The 19,071-nt window shown below is 33.4% G+C and carries 19 protein-coding genes and 1 pseudogene; 5 read left to right on the forward strand and 15 right to left on the reverse strand.

All coding sequences use genetic code 11. The features are described 5' to 3' along the window. Positions 1-16 precede the first annotated feature (16 nt). The 10 genes from essB to M1D66_RS16840 form a co-directional block, all read right to left on the reverse strand. Positions 17-1,216, reverse strand: coding sequence for a type VII secretion protein EssB (gene essB / locus M1D66_RS16795; protein ID WP_098291294.1), 1,200 nt, complete (start codon positions 1,214-1,216; stop codon positions 17-19). A gap of 73 nt (positions 1,217-1,289) precedes the next feature. Next, entirely contained in the window at positions 1,290-1,541 is a 252-nt protein-coding gene (locus M1D66_RS16800) for an EsaB/YukD family protein (protein ID WP_001007571.1), read from the reverse strand. Between the two features lie 4 nt (positions 1,542-1,545). Next, on the reverse strand, positions 1,546-2,049 hold the full coding sequence (gene essA, locus M1D66_RS16805; protein ID WP_098291295.1) for a type VII secretion protein EssA: 504 nt from the start codon (positions 2,047-2,049) through the stop codon (positions 1,546-1,548). After that, positions 2,021-5,848, reverse strand: a complete 3,828-nt coding sequence (gene esaA, locus M1D66_RS16810; RefSeq protein ID WP_242554635.1) for a type VII secretion protein EsaA — start codon at positions 5,846-5,848, stop codon at positions 2,021-2,023. Before esaA ends, essA begins: the two co-directional genes overlap by 29 nt. Before the next feature lie 126 nt (positions 5,849-5,974). Continuing rightward, the gene (locus M1D66_RS16815; RefSeq protein ID WP_000918601.1) at positions 5,975-6,271 is read right to left on the reverse strand and encodes a WXG100 family type VII secretion target; all 297 of its coding nucleotides are present in this window, start codon (positions 6,269-6,271) and stop codon (positions 5,975-5,977) included. 305 nt (positions 6,272-6,576) lie between these two features. Next, the gene (locus tag M1D66_RS16820) at positions 6,577-7,005 is read right to left on the reverse strand and encodes a GNAT family N-acetyltransferase (protein WP_000584245.1); all 429 of its coding nucleotides are present in this window, start codon (positions 7,003-7,005) and stop codon (positions 6,577-6,579) included. 3 nt (positions 7,006-7,008) lie between these two features. Then, positions 7,009-7,374 (reverse strand): cupin domain-containing protein, encoded by a 366-nt coding sequence (locus tag M1D66_RS16825; RefSeq protein ID WP_242554636.1) that lies wholly within the window; start codon positions 7,372-7,374, stop codon positions 7,009-7,011. A 12-nt stretch (positions 7,375-7,386) separates the two neighbouring features. Next, positions 7,387-7,872 (reverse strand): GNAT family N-acetyltransferase, encoded by a 486-nt coding sequence (locus tag M1D66_RS16830; RefSeq protein ID WP_000221048.1) that lies wholly within the window; start codon positions 7,870-7,872, stop codon positions 7,387-7,389. Further along, positions 7,869-8,429, reverse strand: coding sequence for a 2'-5' RNA ligase family protein (locus M1D66_RS16835; protein WP_242554637.1), 561 nt, complete (start codon positions 8,427-8,429; stop codon positions 7,869-7,871). The genes M1D66_RS16830 and M1D66_RS16835 overlap by 4 nt, the downstream gene beginning before the upstream one ends. Before the next feature lie 6 nt (positions 8,430-8,435). Then, a complete protein-coding gene (locus M1D66_RS16840) occupies positions 8,436-9,002 on the reverse strand; it encodes a GNAT family N-acetyltransferase (protein ID WP_001181784.1) in 567 nt (188 codons plus the stop codon). 136 nt (positions 9,003-9,138) lie between these two features. Here M1D66_RS16840 and M1D66_RS16845 point away from each other — a divergent pair, with 136 nt between their 5' ends. After that, the gene (locus tag M1D66_RS16845; RefSeq protein ID WP_242554638.1) at positions 9,139-9,765 is read left to right on the forward strand and encodes a DUF1648 domain-containing protein; all 627 of its coding nucleotides are present in this window, start codon (positions 9,139-9,141) and stop codon (positions 9,763-9,765) included. 20 nt (positions 9,766-9,785) lie between these two features. Here M1D66_RS16845 and M1D66_RS16850 read toward each other — a convergent pair whose 3' ends face one another. Both M1D66_RS16850 and M1D66_RS16855 read right to left on the reverse strand, forming a co-directional pair. Next, a complete protein-coding gene (locus tag M1D66_RS16850; RefSeq protein WP_242554639.1) occupies positions 9,786-10,913 on the reverse strand; it encodes a metallophosphoesterase in 1,128 nt (375 codons plus the stop codon). A gap of 173 nt (positions 10,914-11,086) precedes the next feature. Then, positions 11,087-11,509 carry a GNAT family N-acetyltransferase gene (locus M1D66_RS16855; RefSeq protein ID WP_098435055.1) on the reverse strand — a complete coding sequence of 141 codons (423 nt, stop codon included), beginning with the start codon at positions 11,507-11,509 and terminating at the stop codon, positions 11,087-11,089. A 129-nt stretch (positions 11,510-11,638) separates the two neighbouring features. Here M1D66_RS16855 and pdxR point away from each other — a divergent pair, with 129 nt between their 5' ends. Then, on the forward strand, positions 11,639-13,054 hold the full coding sequence (gene pdxR / locus M1D66_RS16860) for a MocR-like pyridoxine biosynthesis transcription factor PdxR (protein WP_242554640.1): 1,416 nt from the start codon (positions 11,639-11,641) through the stop codon (positions 13,052-13,054). An 89-nt stretch (positions 13,055-13,143) separates the two neighbouring features. Here the strand turns inward: pdxR and M1D66_RS16865 are convergent, their stop codons facing one another. Further along, a complete protein-coding gene (locus M1D66_RS16865) occupies positions 13,144-13,989 on the reverse strand; it encodes a YitT family protein (protein ID WP_000755125.1) in 846 nt (281 codons plus the stop codon). Positions 13,990-14,169: 180 nt separating this feature from the next. After that, the gene (locus tag M1D66_RS16870; protein ID WP_097796442.1) at positions 14,170-15,378 is read right to left on the reverse strand and encodes a macrolide family glycosyltransferase; all 1,209 of its coding nucleotides are present in this window, start codon (positions 15,376-15,378) and stop codon (positions 14,170-14,172) included. 399 nt (positions 15,379-15,777) lie between these two features. Here M1D66_RS16870 and M1D66_RS16875 point away from each other — a divergent pair, with 399 nt between their 5' ends. The 3 genes and pseudogenes from M1D66_RS16875 to M1D66_RS16885 form a co-directional block, all read left to right on the forward strand. Continuing rightward, positions 15,778-16,656 carry a nitrate reductase gene (locus M1D66_RS16875; RefSeq protein ID WP_098518276.1) on the forward strand — a complete coding sequence of 293 codons (879 nt, stop codon included), beginning with the start codon at positions 15,778-15,780 and terminating at the stop codon, positions 16,654-16,656. 23 nt (positions 16,657-16,679) lie between these two features. Then, positions 16,680-17,549 (forward strand): GNAT family N-acetyltransferase, encoded by an 870-nt coding sequence (locus tag M1D66_RS16880; RefSeq protein WP_070183735.1) that lies wholly within the window; start codon positions 16,680-16,682, stop codon positions 17,547-17,549. Next, positions 17,550-17,722 (forward strand): annotated as a pseudogene (locus M1D66_RS16885) (class I SAM-dependent methyltransferase); the annotation flags it as partial. 112 nt (positions 17,723-17,834) lie between these two features. Here M1D66_RS16885 and alr read toward each other — a convergent pair. Continuing rightward, complete coding sequence (gene alr / locus M1D66_RS16890; RefSeq protein ID WP_021727885.1) at positions 17,835-19,010, reverse strand: alanine racemase; 1,176 nt, start codon at positions 19,008-19,010, stop codon at positions 17,835-17,837. Positions 19,011-19,071: the final 61 nt, after the last annotated feature.

The following is a 19,071-nucleotide window of genomic DNA, read 5'->3' on the forward strand; positions in this document are numbered from 1 at the left end:
CTGTCTCATCAAGTGCTTACTCTTTTTTCTCTGTGTCCGACAAATTTTTATCGTTTGATGAATTGCCATATTTCTTTTTATATTCATCTAATTGTTGCTCATATGTTTTTAACTTTTGATCACGTTCTTCCCCTGATAAATCCGGATTATTTTTCAGTGATTCAATTTGTTTAACAAGGCCGTACATAATAAGCTGAGGATCATCAAGTGTCTTAGCTAAATCTAATGATTTATCAAAATTACCTTTTCCGTTATACATCCAATACAGCAAATACTTTTCATCACTTTTCAAACTAATGTTTTTCATAATCGATTTCTTTTGAGCTTCACCTAGTTTTTCAGCTGTAATGTATGCAAATGCTAACTCATATTTAGATGCAATCGGTAATGATTCAAACTCCTCTTCATTCAATTGCGTAATGACTTTGTCATAATCAGTTGCTATGAAACTTGCATTTGCTTCTAACAATTTATTTTGATAAGGAAATTTTATAAAAGTGAAATATATTAAAGGAGCAGCTAAAATAACTGTCGCCGCTATGAAGGAAAAAGCTAAGTATTTAAATGATTTATAGCTTTTTTTAGGTACTAACTGCATATTTTTTTCTGTTTTTGTTTGTTCCTTCTCAAAGCTGTCATCAAGAAACTGCAGTAATGCATCTAAGCTTTCCATTTGAGCAACGGTCTGTTCAAATGTTGTTTCTTTTGCATCTTTTAGTAACCCAGCATACAAATCATCAAAGTTATGTTTTTGGGAGAATAAAGCAATAATTAGACACTTATATTGTGTTAAAAATTGCTCTTCTAATAACGGGGTTGGCGGAACAATATCTCGAATTCCTCTATGTATAATACTTGGTATTAAATTAGCATTAAAAACTATATTGTCTGGATGTAAAAAGAACGTGATTCGTTTATTTAAATATTTACGAAACTGCGCAACATTCCGAAGTAGTCTTAATTTCTCATTTCTTCCAAAACGGCTAAGATCGTCCCACTTATATAATTTTTTATCTACTTGATATAGAAACGTAAACATATCATCCGTTTCTTCTATTGTTAATGGTACAAATTCAGATGATTCGCCCGTAATTATATCGAATTGACGGAAGTCTTTTATACGTGTTTGAGATTTGGTCATCTCCAATTTCCAATTTTCTTTTTCTATTTGAAATTGATAGTTCATTCCATCAATTTGAATTATTTTTTCCGTCATGTTTATCCTCTTCTCCTTTTCTTTATAACCCGTAATAACTTATTTTCAAATAACTAAAAGTAAAAAATATTCTTTATAAAACTTGCAAAATATCTCCATCTGTTATTTGGTGATCAATTAAACGATCATTATCTGTTAAAACAATTGACTTATTTTTCACTTTAATTACAAAATGTGAACCTTCATGATTATCAATCTTTAGCGTATCTAATAAGTTTTTTAATAAATATTTAATAGATTGATGATTCGGAATACGCAAATCATATGTATTTCCATTCCATTTACTAAAATCTACTGTCACATTGATATGTGTTTGTATTGCCATCGCTTTACCTCCAACTTTTACGAAGAACCGTATAAATACCGATGCAAATAAGTAGAATGCCGCCGCCAAATAATAATATTATTGTTATACTAATTGGCGCTTCATTCATTGTTTCATTACTCGCTACTTCATCTGCACTTTTTCTGACAATGTATTCACTGCTAAATAAACTATTTTTCGTATCTTTAACACTATTATTCTCTTTTGGTTTTGTAAAAAGAGAATCTCGCAAAGCTTCCATATCTTTTTGTTCTTTCTTTTTCTTTTTCTCAATTTCTTCCTCTATATCTTTGTTAAATAACTCAATCGATGCTTTATCTAATTCTGTTTCTTTATGTTCCTTTTTATTTTTTTCTTGGTCGCTTTCTTCAAGTCGATCCACTTTAAACTTAATCTTCCCATCATCACCAAGATAACTGTCAGCCGCGCTCCTTATCGGTAGCGCGACAAACAGTAAAAGGATAGAGAGAAATGATAACTTAGCCACTATGCTCCATTGTTTGATCATTTACTTCTTTTTCCTCCCATTTCTTATGCCATACAAATAGATTACTAACCAATCCAATAATGGCAATTACAAACAATACGACAAAAATAACTTTCCCAGTATCTTTACCACTAATAAAATCATTTAGAAAACTTTCTATATACTGAAGCGGTGAGAATTGACGTATCTTTCCGACAGACGACATTTGATCTACTTTACTTCCAACTGCCTCAGTTAAAAATAGGTACATGCTTAAAAATACTAATAGTATAAACATTCCTACCATTTTTATTTGTCGTAATAAGTAGGTTGAGACCAATACAAACGCCATCATAATAAATGTGATGAACGCAATCCATAGTAAACTTTGATCCTGACCGAACTTTAAAAGACGCCCAGAAATGATACCTATACTAATCCCTTCCACAATTGATATACCGAAAGCTACTACTGTAGTTGGTACATTCATATCAATTAATGAGAATTTCTCTTCAAAATGATCTGATTGCATTCGTTTCTTTTCTTGATTCGCAATTGCGTATGCTGTAAATAATGCAACAATGAAACAAGTTAATACAATTAAGTACGGTGTAAAAGCATTACCTGCTGCAATTACTCCATCATTTTGCTTTTGAACTGGACTAGCTAAAAAGTCATATAGCATCTCATTTTGACGATCTCCAATACGGCTATTCGCTAAAATTTTCGTAAAGTTTTTGGAGAATGATTTATCATCTTCCATTTTCTTCGTAAAGTCATTTAATAATAGATCAGCTTTTGAAACAATTGTCGTTCCGCTGTCTTGAATTTCTTTTGCTTGTCCATTAATTTGATCAAATGTTTTATATACATCGTCTGAAGTTGCTAAACTATGCTTCGAACTTTCGACCAATGACTGACTTTGCATCATTAATGATTTAATACCAGAATCTAACGATAAAATAGCTGTTTGCTCACCAGCATGATTTGTTGTTAATACTTGCTGCTCTTCAACTAGCTTTAAGCTATTCTCACGCCATTTCGCTAAACCTTTTACATACTCTCCTAAATTTTCATTCATACTAGTTGCTTGTTGCGTCGTTCCATTTAATTTCTCCGCTAGTAGCATAGAATTTTGATCCGCACTAGTAATAGATTGTTGATAAGAGTTTATTTTTTGTTTTAAACCTGACATATCTTGCTTTATTTCTGTAGTAATACTTGATGAAACAAGATTTGAAATTAAATCAATTAAACTTTGTTTATTTAATACGTAGTACAAAGATTGATCCGTCGCAATTGCATCTAAACTTCCCTCTTCTAACTTAGGACCTACATCTTTCGTTCTTAAATCAATCCCATAATACATTTCGTAAAGGCTCATTAAACCTTGATAACTTTCGACTGTATCTACTGCTTCTTTTATTAATACACTAGATATATTTTTTGTTAATACTTCTGCTTTTTGATGTACTACTTGATTCGTTGTACTTTCAGTAACTTTACCGTTATCTGTTCCCGTTTCGCCTCCTGGATTTCCTCCGGTCCCGTTGTCTGTTCCCGTTCCGCCTCCTGGGTTTCCTCCGGTTCCGTTGTCTGTTCCCGTTCCGCCTCCTGGATTTCCTCCGGTTCCGTTGTCTGTTCCCGTTCCGCCTCCTGGGTTTCCTCCGGTTCCGTTGTCTGTTCCCGTTCCGCCTCCTGGGTTTCCTCCGGTTCCGTTGTCTGTTCCCGTTCCGCCTCCTGGGTTTCCTCCGGTTCCGTTGTCTGTTCCCGTTCCGCCTCCTGGGTTTCCTCCGGTTCCGTTGTCTGTTCCCGTTCCGCCTCCTGGGTTTCCTCCGGTTCCGTTGTCTGTTCCCGTTCCGCCTCCTGGGTTTCCTCCGGTTCCGTTATCTTTCCCCGTTCCGCCTCCTGGGTTTCCTCCGGTTCCGTTGTCTGTTCCCGTTCCGCCTCCTGGGTTTCCTCCGGTTCCGTTGTCTGTTCCCGTTCCGCCTCCTGGGTTTCCTCCGGTTCCGTTATCTTTCCCCGTTCCGCCTCCTGGGTTTCCTCCAGTTCCGTTATCTTTCCCTGTTGTGTTTTCCATTTTTTTAATAATAGGGTTTTTAGCACTGTGTACTAACGGCATTATGCCATACTGTGATTTATGAACCACATTTTCCACCTTGCTATTTTCCGTTTGTGTTCCTTTATCTTCTTTGTTAGGTTTTTCTTTTTCAGGACTAGTTTCTTTTTTATGAGTCCCACTCAATTCCCACTGCCACATTACAGGAGAGAAAACATCTATATTGATGTTTGGATCTTTTAACTTCACATGCAGATCAATCTTTATATCCCCTTCATTACGAGGAGCTATTGTAATTTCTCCTGCTTCGCTTTGAAGAAAATCACTTGTACGATCCTCACCATCAATATGTAAGAATCCTGTACTTCCATCTAGTTTAAATTCTTCTGGAATCTTTATCTTCAAAATTTGCGGAGATTCCATTTTAATTACTTTCGCAGTATCACTAAATGTAATTCCCTCTGTATAAAGTCTATCCTTTACTTCTTTAATAGCGTTTCCTAAAGATATTTTATTTACAGGATCATAATAAAAATTATTTTCTTTATTATATTTTTTTGTAAATTGAATTACATTTTGCAGTTGTAATTTCGTTGTATCTGGCAAATCACTTTGACCGATTTCTTCCATGTTTAAACTAGGTAATTTCGCAATTAAATTCTCGATTTGTTTCTTTATTCGAGCATCTGGTTGTTTCATTAATGTATTTATGAAGATTTCTTGCTTTCCATCATTCGACATAGATTGCTTTAACTTCTTAATTACCGTCTCTTGAATATCACTTTCTAACTTTCCTGCAAGTTCTGTATCATATTCAGATACTTGTTTTTTTACATCTGCTAAATATTTTTGAATCGCTGCAGCATCAGTTAAAATATTTGGTTCTTTCTCTGAAAACGTAAATTGATTTGAAATACTTTTATTAGCTGATTCCAATGCACTTAATTGCTTTAAAGCATCGCCTGTATTCATATCATTCATATATTGATTGAATTGATTTGTGAAATTATTCGCTAACAAATTGTTATCAGTTTGCATTTTTTGAAAGTTATTAAAACCATCTAAGTACGTACTGTTAGATTTATTCCCTTCATCTAACGCTTGACCGAAACCTTTTAAAACATCCTGAAATCCTTTGAAACTATTAACAGAAACACCTGTATAATCTTGTACTGTTTTAAATTGATTTGTGTAATTTGCTAACGGACTATGTATATCTTTTTTATACATAGTTGTTTGAACGTTTCCTTTTTCAATTATTTTACCTATATTATCTTGTGCACCTTGTAGCTTACCGATAATACTCGCAAAATAAACGTCGATTATTTGCTTATTGAAATCTTCTAAAATAACAGAAGCTGTATTTTCTGCCTCAGCTTTCAAATCCTTATTCCCAGTTGCATTTACTTTGTAGTTTAACGTTAATTTCTCTGGAATCTCTGAATCAATCGCAACTGCCTTCCTAGAAAAATCATTTGGAATAACAATCATCATATTGTAATTATTATTTTTCAATCCATTTTCCGCTACCCCGCGACTAACTACGTACCATTCTTGTTTCGTATTTTTATTTACATTTTTAACAAATTGATCTCCAAACGCTATTTTATTGCCCTCAAATACAGTGCCCTGATCTTCATTTACCAACGCAACTGTCATTTTTGGTGTAGTATTCTCATTAGCTTTCTTAACATTTTGATTTAATGCTAAATAGGAGACCCCTGTCGATAGTACAAGAGCTAAAATAATAAACAACAAGATGCTCCATTTGAACTTTTTCACTACTTATCACTCCTGCGACTGCGAGTCTATCTAATGAAAGACTTCGTATCTTACTCTAGTTTTAAAGTAATTTAGCCATACAACGTATGGTTGCATGGCTAAATTATATATTTCTTTTTATCTGTCTTATTGTAGACCGAAATTACGAGAAAGATCTTCGTCATGTCTAGCAACAGCTTCTGCAGTTTTATTAAGCTGCATATTAATTTCTTGTAATAGCTGTGCGAAGTTTTGTACTTTTGGCTTTAATTGATTGAACTGTTGGTCAAAACCTTCGAAAGCACGACCTTCCCATTCTCCTCTTAATTCATTTTGTAAGTTTTGTAGTTGACGTAAAATGTCCTCAATTTGATTTGCACCTTGTCCATATCGAGTAGCTTTCGATTTAAGCTCCTCTGGTGACATACGAATTTGTCCTGCCATTATTAAATCCCCCTTAAAATTAAAAAATAGTAAAATTAACCAATAATCAATTCTACAAATTGATTATATCAATAATTTAAAAATTTCTAAACAAAAAAATGATATTTTTCCAAAATTTCTCTTTTACTATAATAACGATATATTGTATAATGCTAATTTATTTGTTTTTTAAGCACACTCTATAAATCTACTATAAAATAAAGGCAAACCATCTATTTTATATATTTATAGGGACTTATTCACTTTAAATCCCAGCGAGAAAGTAGCCACTAAATCATTATTTTCTCCCATTCAGACTATAATACTCACTTCAAAGTCATAATTACCTGCCTTTCAACAAACCCAAACTCTTCGTACATCTCTTTTGCAAAATTCCCAGCAAATACATTCAACCGAATTTCTGAATACTTCTCCTTTAATTCCTTAATACCAGCTTCCATCAGTTCTCGCGATAATCCTCTCCCCCGATATTTTGGGAAAACGTACAATTCATATATAAATCCAAGTTTTTCACGAGAAAAATAGTCTGTATTTTCCCCTATTAATATCCATCCCATTACTTTATTTTCTTCTTTAATAATTAAATAGTATGCTCCTTTTTCTACAATCGGCTTTGTAATCTCAATTGCTTTCTTGGTACTTAATTGACAATTGCCTCTCGTCCCTTCAAAAAGCGATTGAGCCGCATATTTTAATATTTCATTGGTATCTTCTTGATTCGCCTTAATTATCATTTTTCACAACTCCCCTTGAATAATAGGCATTACTATCGCTTGTTCAAGATTCTCCGCTTCCATAACAATTGCCGTTAATCCGTGTTCTGTACTTGTTTCATGGAGCTCTCCCTTTTCCCAAAACACAGCTTGTCCCGCCTCTATCTTTATCTTTTCTTTATTTACTCCACATACATATCCTGTCCCGTCCACAATAAGAAGCAGTTGAGATACAACTGCTTCATGATTACCGATGATTCCATTCTCGTGTAAATGCATAGCACCGATATGTATATTTCCTCGATGGTTTAATATTTTCGATATGATGAAATTAGATTGAAATACTGATAGGTGCTTTCCTACTTTTTCACTAAAATCAAAAATTTTCATTACTAGTTCTCCTTATACGTATAAAACCATCCTTACTGTCTGCATCATATGTCCTTCAAAGTCTTCTTCAAATTGCTCTAATTCAGCAAAACCTTTCGCTTCATAAAAGCGTTTTCCTTTTTCATTTGCTGCTTCTACATGTATGTACAATTTCCGTATCCCATTTAATGCTTTAATTCCTTTTTGTAATAAAGCACTTCCGATCCCTTTTCCTTGCTGATCTGGTAACAAATAAATCGCACCTAATTCCGCTTCGTTTTGTAGTCTAACAGGTGAAAAGTTCGCAAACCCTATTACTTCACCCTCTTCTTCCGCAACGAATAAATGCGTATTTTTAAGACGATATTTCATTTTTTCATCAGAATATGCCTCGTCTAAAAAACTATCTTGAATTTCTCTCGGAATAATGCCTTCATATGTATCATGCCAAGCTATTTTTGCTACTGATTGTACAGCGTGAATGTCTTCTTGCTTCATTTCTCTAATTATATATGTCATCTCGATGTCTCCATTCTCTTTAAATTATATTCTGCTAATATACTAGAAGAAACGGCAAAACCATTTTCATAATTCACCTTAATTAATTTTAATTTCTCAATTGAAGCTGTTGCAAAATTAAACTTTCCATAAATATATTCCATTACACTTAAAAACTGCTTTGTATGTAATCTATTTGCAATTGTACAATGCGGAGCCCATTTTCCCGGTACGTAATATGAATTTGGGTTGTCATGAAAAGTTTTAAAATAATCATGATAAGAATAATGAAGTTTTAACAATTCATGGGTAACAGTCGGCGCTAGAAAGACCGTTCCATTAGTAGGAAAAATTCCAACAGAAGGAAAAGTTACTGCGTCTATATTTTCTTGAATAGCTACAAACTCCCCTAGTTTCTCCGTATACAAATGAACATCTAACTCATTATAATCCGCAATCGTTATATGAGGTTCTACTCCAGCTAATTGATTTGTTCCAATTACATTTGTTAATTCATTTTGCAGTTCTGTAATTTTATGAGTAAACACACGATCAAATGTAGCAATAATAGCGTACAATCTTTCTCACCCCTTCGTTACACATAGCGCTTCCCATTCTTCACGAATCATGCCCATTCGAATAGAATCATAGTATGTTCCGTTATAATAACGACACTTTCGCATTCTACCTTCTAAGCTCATTCCTATTTTCTCCGCTACTTTCATCATTCGTTCATTACCAGACCAAGTCGTGAGCCCTACTCTACCAATTTCCATCTTTTCAAATAATAAATCTCGATATAACGTTAACGCTTCTGTACCGTATCCACCATTCCAGTAAGTTGGATTATAAATAACAATTCCCATCTCCAGCCAACGCGTCGGTTTATGCTCCCAATAAAATCCGACCGTCCCTATAATTTGACCGTTATTTTCTATAATTAAATTTGACAGTGGTTCTTCTTGCAAACGAGTTTGCACCTTCTCTTTATAGGAAGAGTATTCTTGCATTGAGAACGGGAAATATGGCGCATCCCATTTCTTCCATTCTGGACTTTCTTCTTTAAATACGATATTCCATAATGTTTTTATATCTGATTCTTCTATTGTACGAATTGTAACTTTCTTCCCCTTTAATATAACGTTTTGCATAATTCCCTCCTGCATTCCTCTTTATTTCATATATAATTATAATATTTTTTCAGAAAAATCAAAACTAATATCATTTATTATATTGTATAATTTTGTTATTAGATACCAATTATTGATTTAGAAAGCTGGTGATTTAGTGAATAATCGATTTAGTATTGCTTTATTTCTCACTATTATTACGACAAATATTATTCTATATTTCTTCTTACCATCAAATATTGTTACGAAATGGGACTTCAATGGAACGCCTACATCAACAATGGATAAAAGCACTTTTGTAATCGTAAATATAATTATATGTTCCTTCTTATTCTTTGTATTTTTAGCTTTATCTAAAGCAGCGAATAACCAGAAATTTCTCCATTGGATCGGCAACACAATGTTACTATTCTTATTTTTTGTCGATATTGTCATCGCCCTCATTGCTCTTGGCTTTTCACTTCCTCTTGATCATTTCATATTTTTAGCATTAGGGCTTTTATTTATATTAATAGGTTATTTCAGTTCCAAAATTGATACGACTAAATCAACCGTTTCATTAGAATGGAATGATAAGCACCTTGAAAAAAGAGCTTCAAATATTAGTAGTATTTCAATGATGATAGCAGGTATTTTTTTAGCGATACTTCCTTTTATCGTTTCTGCTCCCTATAGAGGTTATGGCATACTAGCAATTCTTTTAGGAATGACACTTATCATTCTGCCGAGTACGATTTATTTACTTATTAAAGACAGCAAGCAATCTACTCCTTTAAAAAAATAGGAGGTTATATCCCTCCTATTTCAGCTTAATGTTTTATTTTTCACTTTTTCTATCTCAACTAAAATCCCTTTCTCTATCCAACCCTCTACGCCATCTTTTTTAATTAAATCATATCCTGAACAGCTATCATCAATGAGAGAAACGATATCTCCCTTCCTAACGCTTATTTGCGCACAAGAAATATCGGTTTTCACTGTATATTCACCTGACTTAAGTTGTTTCATATATTCATTTTTTACAGTGAGCACATTATTCGTTTCCTTTTGTTTACATACGGTGTAATCTTGCATCTTCTCGATAGGCTCTATGTAATAATACGGATATGTCACTCCGCCCTGCATTTCTGAATTCGCATTAAAATCCGCTATTACTTCGTACTCTGGAAAATAGTCTACATATGTATAAGAAAACGTATCGCCCGTTTGTTTCCTCTGAATAATAAATACGTTTAATTGCCCTGCTTCTTTAATTGCATTTCCTCCATCAATTGCAATAATTTTTTTCTCCTTATCAATAACTGGATTATTAGACGGTGCTTCTTCAGAATAGTTCACGACAGGCCAATGACCGACTATTACATACTTATTTGCTTTATGTGATTGATTGAAAAACTCCGGCATTGCTATCGCATTTTTGCGCTCAGTTTCTTTCCAATCTACTCTATCTTCTAGACCGGCATGCACAAAAATATAATCTTCTGTTTCAATCGCTGTTGGCAACTCTGTTAGCCAATATAGTTCTTGTGAAAATTCACTTAACAATGCTTCTTTCACTTCACGAATTGAAGTGCCCTCATGAACTGAAAAACCCAATTGCTCTAGCCATTCATTAAAAATTGAATGCTTCCTCGTACATAAATAATTAATAAGACCAGGATTTTCATTTAGAAGAGCATCAACTAAAACTTCACAATTCCCTTCAACAACGTGAACCTTTGAATTGTTCTTTACAAGATTCATAAGGTAGTTTACTACGCCTACACTATCTCGTCCTTTCTCGCAAAGATCTCCATTAATAATTAAATAATCTTCATCTTTAAAGTTAACTTTATGTAGTGCTTCTTTTAAAAGATTTAATTCTCCATGAATATCCGATATGACGATAACTCTAGCATCATTAGGGATTGATAGTTTTTTTATTTTTTTCAAGTATAAGCGCTCCAATCATTCTCTTTATTAAATTAAAACAATTCGACAAAATACACTATATAACCTTTTCAAATACATATACCATAACTTACAACCTATTTACGGTTTAATAATAACTGAAAAAATAAGAAGGAGCTGTTCCCAACTTTTGCGGGACAACTTCTTCTTATTTTTTATAATTCTTTATGAAAAGAATAACTCACCTTATCATACCCTTCTCTTTCATAAAAACGATGAGCATCAATTCTTGAAAATGCTGACGTGAGGACGATAGACTCACATTCGTTTTCCTTTCCCCAGTTCTCTATATACGAAAGTAATACTTTCCCATGTCCTTTTGAACGATGTGCTTCTGCTGTTACAAGGTCATATACGAAAACGTGTTTCTTATTATAAAAGTTCGTACAAATCGCTACACCTGCAAGGCTAACAACTTCATCATTCTCCTTACGCAGCGAAAATAGTTTATAATTTTCTTCTTTCATATTTCGAAATAAAGAGCTTGTTTCCTCTTTTGAAAGTTTCATTCGTAATTGCTGTAAAACAGGTAATACTTCATGTAATTGCTCTTCTGTTACTACTTCTTTAACATTCATTTTTAACTCTCCTCTAAATATTTATTTAATTTTCTAAATGTTATATCATTATTATAGAAAGTAACTGCCCTTCACTTAAGTGACAGTTTAAGTGTTTTTTATAAGGCCAGTTTTAAAGGAGAGTTTTATATGGATTTTACTATCCCATTGCAATTACAAAGTAACACACCTATTTACTTGCAAATTTACGAATATATAAAAGCTGAAATTATACAAGGGACTATTTCTGTCGGCACACGTCTACCCTCACACAGAAATTTAGCATCACAATTTAATATTAGCCGCATTACTGTTGAATCAGCTTATCAACAATTATTAGCTGAAGGTTATGTAGAAAGTAAACCGAAACGTGGTATTTTTGTAGCAAATTTCGATATTGACGTTATCCCAAATAAAAAGCCAAATGCAGCAAAGAAGACGAGCAATTTGATAGACGAAAAATTTGAATATGATTGTAGCCAAGGACTTATTGATCAAAATGCATTTCCGATTACAAATTGGAAACGAGCATTACAAGAATCCATACTTACATACGAAAATGCACTATTTGCCAAAGAAGACCCTCAAGGTGAATTCGCTCTTCGAGAGCATATATCAACATATTTATATCATTCTCGCGGTGTCCATTCTTCACCTGATCAAATTGTGATTGGCGCCGGAACGCAGCCACTTCTCTGGCTACTACTTCAACTGCTTGGCCCTACAAAAGAATACGGCATTGAAAACCCTGGATTTCACCGTATACACGCAATCATTAAAAGCTGTGATAGACAAATTCATCCCATACCATTGGATGAAAAAGGTATTGATATTTCTAGTTTATACAATACAAATTCCAATGTCGCATACGTTACACCATCACACCAATTTCCACTCGGGATTATTATGCCTTTATCTAGAAGATTAGAATTGTTAAAGTGGGCTAATGATTGCAACGGATACATTATTGAAGATGACTATGATGGAGAGTTTCGCTACGCTGGTAAGCCGATTCCTTCTTTACAAAGTCTTGATTCAAATGAACGCGTTATTTATATGGGGACTTTCTCAAAATCTTTTTTACCTTCTTTACGAATGGGATATGTTGTTTTACCACCACACCTTTTAAAAACATATCAAGAACTGCATGGAATTTTCAAACAAACAGTCGCTACAATACAACAACTTGCTTTTGCTAACTTTATACAAAGCGGGAATTGGGAACGTCACCTTAATCGGAGTCGTACACTATATAAAAGAAAACATCATGCGTTAGTAAAATCCATTATGAAAGAAATGGGGGCTAATGTTCAAATTCTTGGCGAACAGTCCGGACTTCATATTGTTTTATGTGTCCATAACAGTATGAATGAAAATGAACTGATTGAATCCGCTAAAAAACAAAGCGTTAAATTATACCCACTTTCTCCATATAATTTCGTGAATGATTTACGTAAGGAATCATACGTATTACTCGGCTTTGGTAGTATTCCAGAAAATAAAATTGAAACGTTGGCTACATTATTAAAAGACGCTTGGTTTCCTAGTTGCAAGGAAACTTTTTAACAGTGGATTTAACTTGTAACATGTTAACAATTCAACAAAATAAAAAAGAAGGCTGTTCCAAAATAACTTTTTGGACAGCCTTCTTCTAGTTATTCACCTGACCTAGCTTTCCTTCCCGGACGTTTCACACCAGTCGTTTCTGTTGAATAGGAAGCTTCGATTATAGCGGCTGGATCTACAGAGAGAACGAGATCTTTCATTTTCGGATAAATGAATCGGTTTGTAATGCAATAAATGATTCTCTTATGCTCCCCTAAAAAACCACCTTCTCCATGTAGATACGTAACAGATAGTTGCAATTCTTTCATAAGTAAATCGCCTATTTCTTTATTCTTACCAGAAATAATCATAACGCTCTTACCTTGATTAATACCATCTAATATAAAATCAATCATCTTCGTAACAATATAGAAAATTGCTAATGAGAACATCGCTTGTTCGATTGAAAATAAAATGGCAACAAAGATGAAAATAACTGCATTTACTGCAAGTAAAAATGTACTAATCGGTACATTAAAGTGTTTATTCATCCAAACTGCTAACATTTCCGAACCGTCAATTGCTCCACCCATTTTAACAACAATCCCAACACCAATTCCAAACAGTACTCCACCATAAAGTACAATTAATAACTCAGAAGTCGTAATTGCTGGAAATGGTTTTAAATAAATTAATCCGAGTGTTGTAACTACATTCGCATAAGATGTACGGATAAAAAATTTCTTTCCCATTACTTTTGCAGTAAATAATAAAATTGGGATATTAATTCCTAAGAACACACCATAAAGCGGCAATCCTGCAACTTTATTTGCCATAATAGCAATAGCCGTTACCCCGCCATCTACTAATCCATTAGGTGCTAAAATAAGCTCTAATGAACCTGCTACTATAATTGAGCCAATTGTTAATAATACGTATTCAAATACTTTCTTCATTCATTACCCCCAAAACTTATATATTTTCTTAGTATTATTTTAACGTAATTTTACTACTAATTCAAAGGTATCGATTTATATACACAAAAGTTTCTCCTTTATCGCTATTTTTATGTAACACATGTAACGCGTAATACTAAAAACACACTTACAAATTAAAAGTAAGTGTGTTTTTAACATCTATTTAATCTTTACGTACGGCTTCATTTTTAATTTGAATATTTCCTCAACTGCCCTTTGATATCCACCGGCATTTCTAAGCGACTCTCCCACTTTACGACTATTCTCCTTAAACGTCACATCCTCCATTACTTTCTTTACAGTCTCACGTAACAATTCAGAAGTTAACTCGTTGCGATTAAGTCTTATTCCTGCCCCTACTTCAGTCAATCGTTTTGCAACGAATGGCTGATCTCCTGTTACCGGAATTACAACTAATGGAACACCGTAATATAACGCTTCACTCGAACTATTCATACCACCATGTGTCACGAATACATCAGCATGCTGTAAAACTTCTAATTGCGGGACATAATTATACAACTTAAAGTTTTTCGGGATATTTTCAAATTGACTTATATTTATCTTCTTACCAACGACTAATACGACTGTCGCATCAACATCTTTAAACGCTTCAAAACATTTTTCATACAAAGCAGGTTGTTCATTAAAAACTGTTCCCATAGAAATGAAAATCACTTTTTCATTTTTTAAATCTTCGGTAGGAAAACTCCCCACTTCTTTTCGAGTAGCAATTGATGGACCTACAAATTTATACGATTCATCAAATACCTCTGAACGTGGCTGATATTCTTTTGAAGTATATACAATCGTAATATCACCAGGATGGTTCATAATATCATACATACTATTACATTTCATTCCATACTGCTTATTCCATCTTTCCATTCCCGCTAAACAAGATTGATATAATGGATCCATTTCATCTACTTGTCTCGCTTCTTGCTCATCATGAAAATTAATGTACTGATTAACAGCAAACGTTGTACAGGATGAAACGCTTGGTAATTGTAAAATATTCGCTATAATACGTCCTACTGGAAAATGATTATCATATATTAAATAATCATATTTTTCCTCTTTTGTTTCTTCTACAATTTGAGTAACAATACGCTCTGATGCTTCAATCATATGAGATAGCATCGTCAAAGGGCTCCCACCTTCATTTACTCGTTCCATAATATTAATTTGAGAGAGAAAATTCTCAAACACTCGGAATTCCGCACCTGTTGCTTCAACCTTCTTTCTATAATCTTCAATACAATAAGAAACAACTGTTTCCCCTCGCTGAATTAACTCACTTACAACAGCTAAAGTCGGATTAATATGACCTTCCCCAGGAAAATTTATTACGAGTACATTTGCCATAACATTCTCTCCTATCCAATTAATATAATAAAATTAACAATTAATTATATTAATTAATTTAAGTCTATTATAAATGAATGCATTCTACTTCTTCATGCTTTTCTCTTCATTTTATTATTGAGAAATATTTTCTATAGTCTACATTATTGTGATTCACAATCTTATAAATGAATGCTTAATTTTACTTTTACTCTTCATAGATTTAAAGATACGAGTCTTACATTCAAGTATTACCACCATTATTTTTAGACAATTCATACAAAAATAGAGAAATATAATATTTTTAATGAGTTTTCACTATAAATGTAAGTATGCTTTCAATCTTTTTATCTTTATCCTCATAACTCATCATCTGTTATATAATGAATTTATGGAATTTACAGAAAAAGGAGTCTTTTCATGTTACAACAACTATTCAATTCACCTATTCTATCCGTTCAAGCCTTGCACCCAGGTTATGAAGATCATGCAAGTGATGTTTTTCTCGTTCAAACAGAAGATACAGAAGTTATCGTTCGTGCTTCTAAAATGAATGAAGAACCAAATAATGATTTTTGGTGGGGATGTAAAAATCTATTTGGAATTGATCCAAGGAACGTCCATCATTTAGAAACTGTACATCCATTGCTGCAAGAACATACGAATCTTCCTATCCCAACAATATTAGAAAAACATGTTTTAAATAGCCGTGAATTTGTGGTGGTCGAAAAGTTAGTAGGTAACACAGTTCAATCTTTTATCGAGCAACCAGATTCTATTTTATTCAGCCTAGGAAAAGGACTTGCAGAAATACATAAATTTAAAGCCGATTTCATAGGAAATCCGTCAGGCACGTTCCAAGTTCCACTAGATGAATTCCAATCACATATTTTAAACGTGAGTAAAGAGCTTGTGAATATGTTTTATTCCGATGATGAAAGCATAAAAAATGCATTCCCTACCTTTGAATCACAACTTTCTTCCCTGTCCGTACCAAAGGAATCTACACTCGTCTTAATTGATATGGATCCTACTCAATTTTTATCTGACGGTACAACTATTACGGGTTTAGTAGATAGTGAAGCTTACGCTGTTGCTCCGCGAGAACTTGATTTTATCGGACTAGAATATGTACTTACCGAAAAAGAAGCACATGCCTTTAAAAGTGGTTACGAAACAATTATGTCTATTCCTCACTTAGAAGAATATAGACAGCCTTATCGTTATTTATACCGACTGTTATCTGTGCAAGGTAATGTGGAATTAAAAAAATGGTTAAGTCACCCATCCTATTTTTAAATACGAATGAGAGGGAATATACAATGGATATTCAGAAAAAGCGTTCTGTAACAGAAAGTGAAATACAGCAAATGAAGGATTTGGCTTATATTTGTGGGCAACAAGACAATCTTGATTACTCTTCAGATTTACATATCAACTTTTTAAAAAATCGAAATGAAGATTATATAAACGATTTTCTTCTTTATAACGGTACTCAATTAATTGGCGCTTTAAATATGTATGATTTCGAAAGACCAACAAAGCTTGAACTAATAGGCTTTGTACATCCTCATTTTAGAAAACAACGTTTCGGAACTATCCTTTTACAAACTGCAATGAAAGAAATACAAAATAGAGAGACAGATGAAGCTCTTCTTATTATTAATGGGGATTCTATTTCTGGGAATGAATTTGTAAAACATATGAAGTTACCATATTTATATAGTGAATATAGTATGGAGTGCAAAACAAACGAAATTCAAAAAACAACAGATAATAATATACAGCTTACTCTTGCACCTTCAGAATCACTTCTTGATCTTATTAAAATTTCTAGTAAAGCTTTTGGTGATTCAGTAGAAAATACGACTACATGGTTACAAAAAATGATGAATTCATCTTCCCATCAAGTTTACAGTGCCCTTATTGCTGAAAAAGTGATAGGAACAATTACAGTTTCTAAACAAGAGCAATCTACTACACTATCAGGATTCGCCGTTCATCCTTCTTATCAAGGTAAAGGATACGGAAAAGATATTCTTTGTAATATAGTACATACCCTTATTACAGAAGGAGTTTCAACAATTGAATTAGACGTCGAAACGAAAAATATCCACGCTTTAAAACTATATACACAATGTGGTTTTGAAATTAAAACGAGGCATGACTATTATAATTTAATGAATTTTTAGGTGAATACATATGTTAACAAAACAATTTATTCTAATTATGATATTTTAGCAGACATCTATAATAAACATTGGGGACATTTTGTTGAATACTCCCATCCAGCCTCGTTTTACAAGATGCTCTTCCCTACTCTCGTATATTAGATCTTTGTTGCGGGACTGGTCATCTCTGCCGGTGATAGTTTAATTTAGTTGAACTAAAAAGTGTGTCTCGCAAAGTTTACTCCGTATTACATAACGAGGGTATATTCGCATTTGATATGAATAAAAAAACTGAATCGAAATGATTCAGTTTTTTCTTAATATATTTACAACTGCAGTTGTTTCGTCATTTTCTTTATAGACACGCGGAATTCTTCTATCTAGCATACATGTAACTTCATAGTTTATTGTACCTAACATATCCGCTATTTCTTCTACTGCGATATTTTCTTCACCTTGTTTACCGTAGAATACTACTTCGTCTCCTACTTGTACTGGCATCGCTTTTGAAACATCCAACATTAACTGATCCATACAAACACGGCCAATAACAGGTACTCGAACCCCATTAATTAACGCATAGCCTTTATTAGATAATTGACGATTATAACCATCAGCATAACCAATTGGTACAGTCGCAATCCATTCTTCACCAGTTGTTACATACGTATTCCCATAACTTACACCACGATTCTTCTTCGCATGTTTAATATGAGCTACTTTTGATTTTAACGACAACGCAGGCTGTAAAGAAACGACTGAATGATCCACTTCTTTTGATGGATACATACCGTACACTCCTATTCCAACGCGTACCATATTTTGAAATGTGTTACTTAATTCCATTGATCCCGCACTATTTGAACTATGAATATATGGTATTTGAATTCCTAATTCTTTCGCTGTATTAACAGCTTTTTCAAATAAACTTGTTTGCATATTCGTATATGATTTATCGATTTCATCTGCCGTAGAGTAATGCGTAAACATCCCTACTACCTCTACATACTCCATACGGTTTAATTCTTCTAAAAATGGTTTAACTTCTTCTTCTTGTAAACCGATACGACTCATTCCTGTATCAATTTTCACTTGAATTTGTACTTTCTTTTGAAGACGGTTTGCAATTTCATTTATACCATGTAAATCTTCTACTCTATAAACAGTCATCATAACGTCATATTGAATTACATCTTCTACAGCCGCTACTGGTGTGTATCCTAAAATTAAAATTGGTACAGTAATTCCTGCTTCTCTTAATTCTATTGCTTCATCTACAAATGCAACTGCAAGTTGATGTATTCCCGCTTCAATTGCAGCTTTGGCAACTTCAACTGCCCCATGGCCATACCCATTCGCTTTTACAGCAGCCATCATCTTAATTTCTTCATCATTTACATGTTTTTTAAATTCTTTTACATTATGTTTTACAGCATTTAAGTCAATTTCTACAATTGTATCTCTTCCATATTTCAAACTCATTGGTCTAACTCCTAACTCAATAATTGCATTCCATTCTATTTCACGTTTCATATGACCTTTT

Source organism: Bacillus sp. PK6-16 (assembly GCF_056530295.1).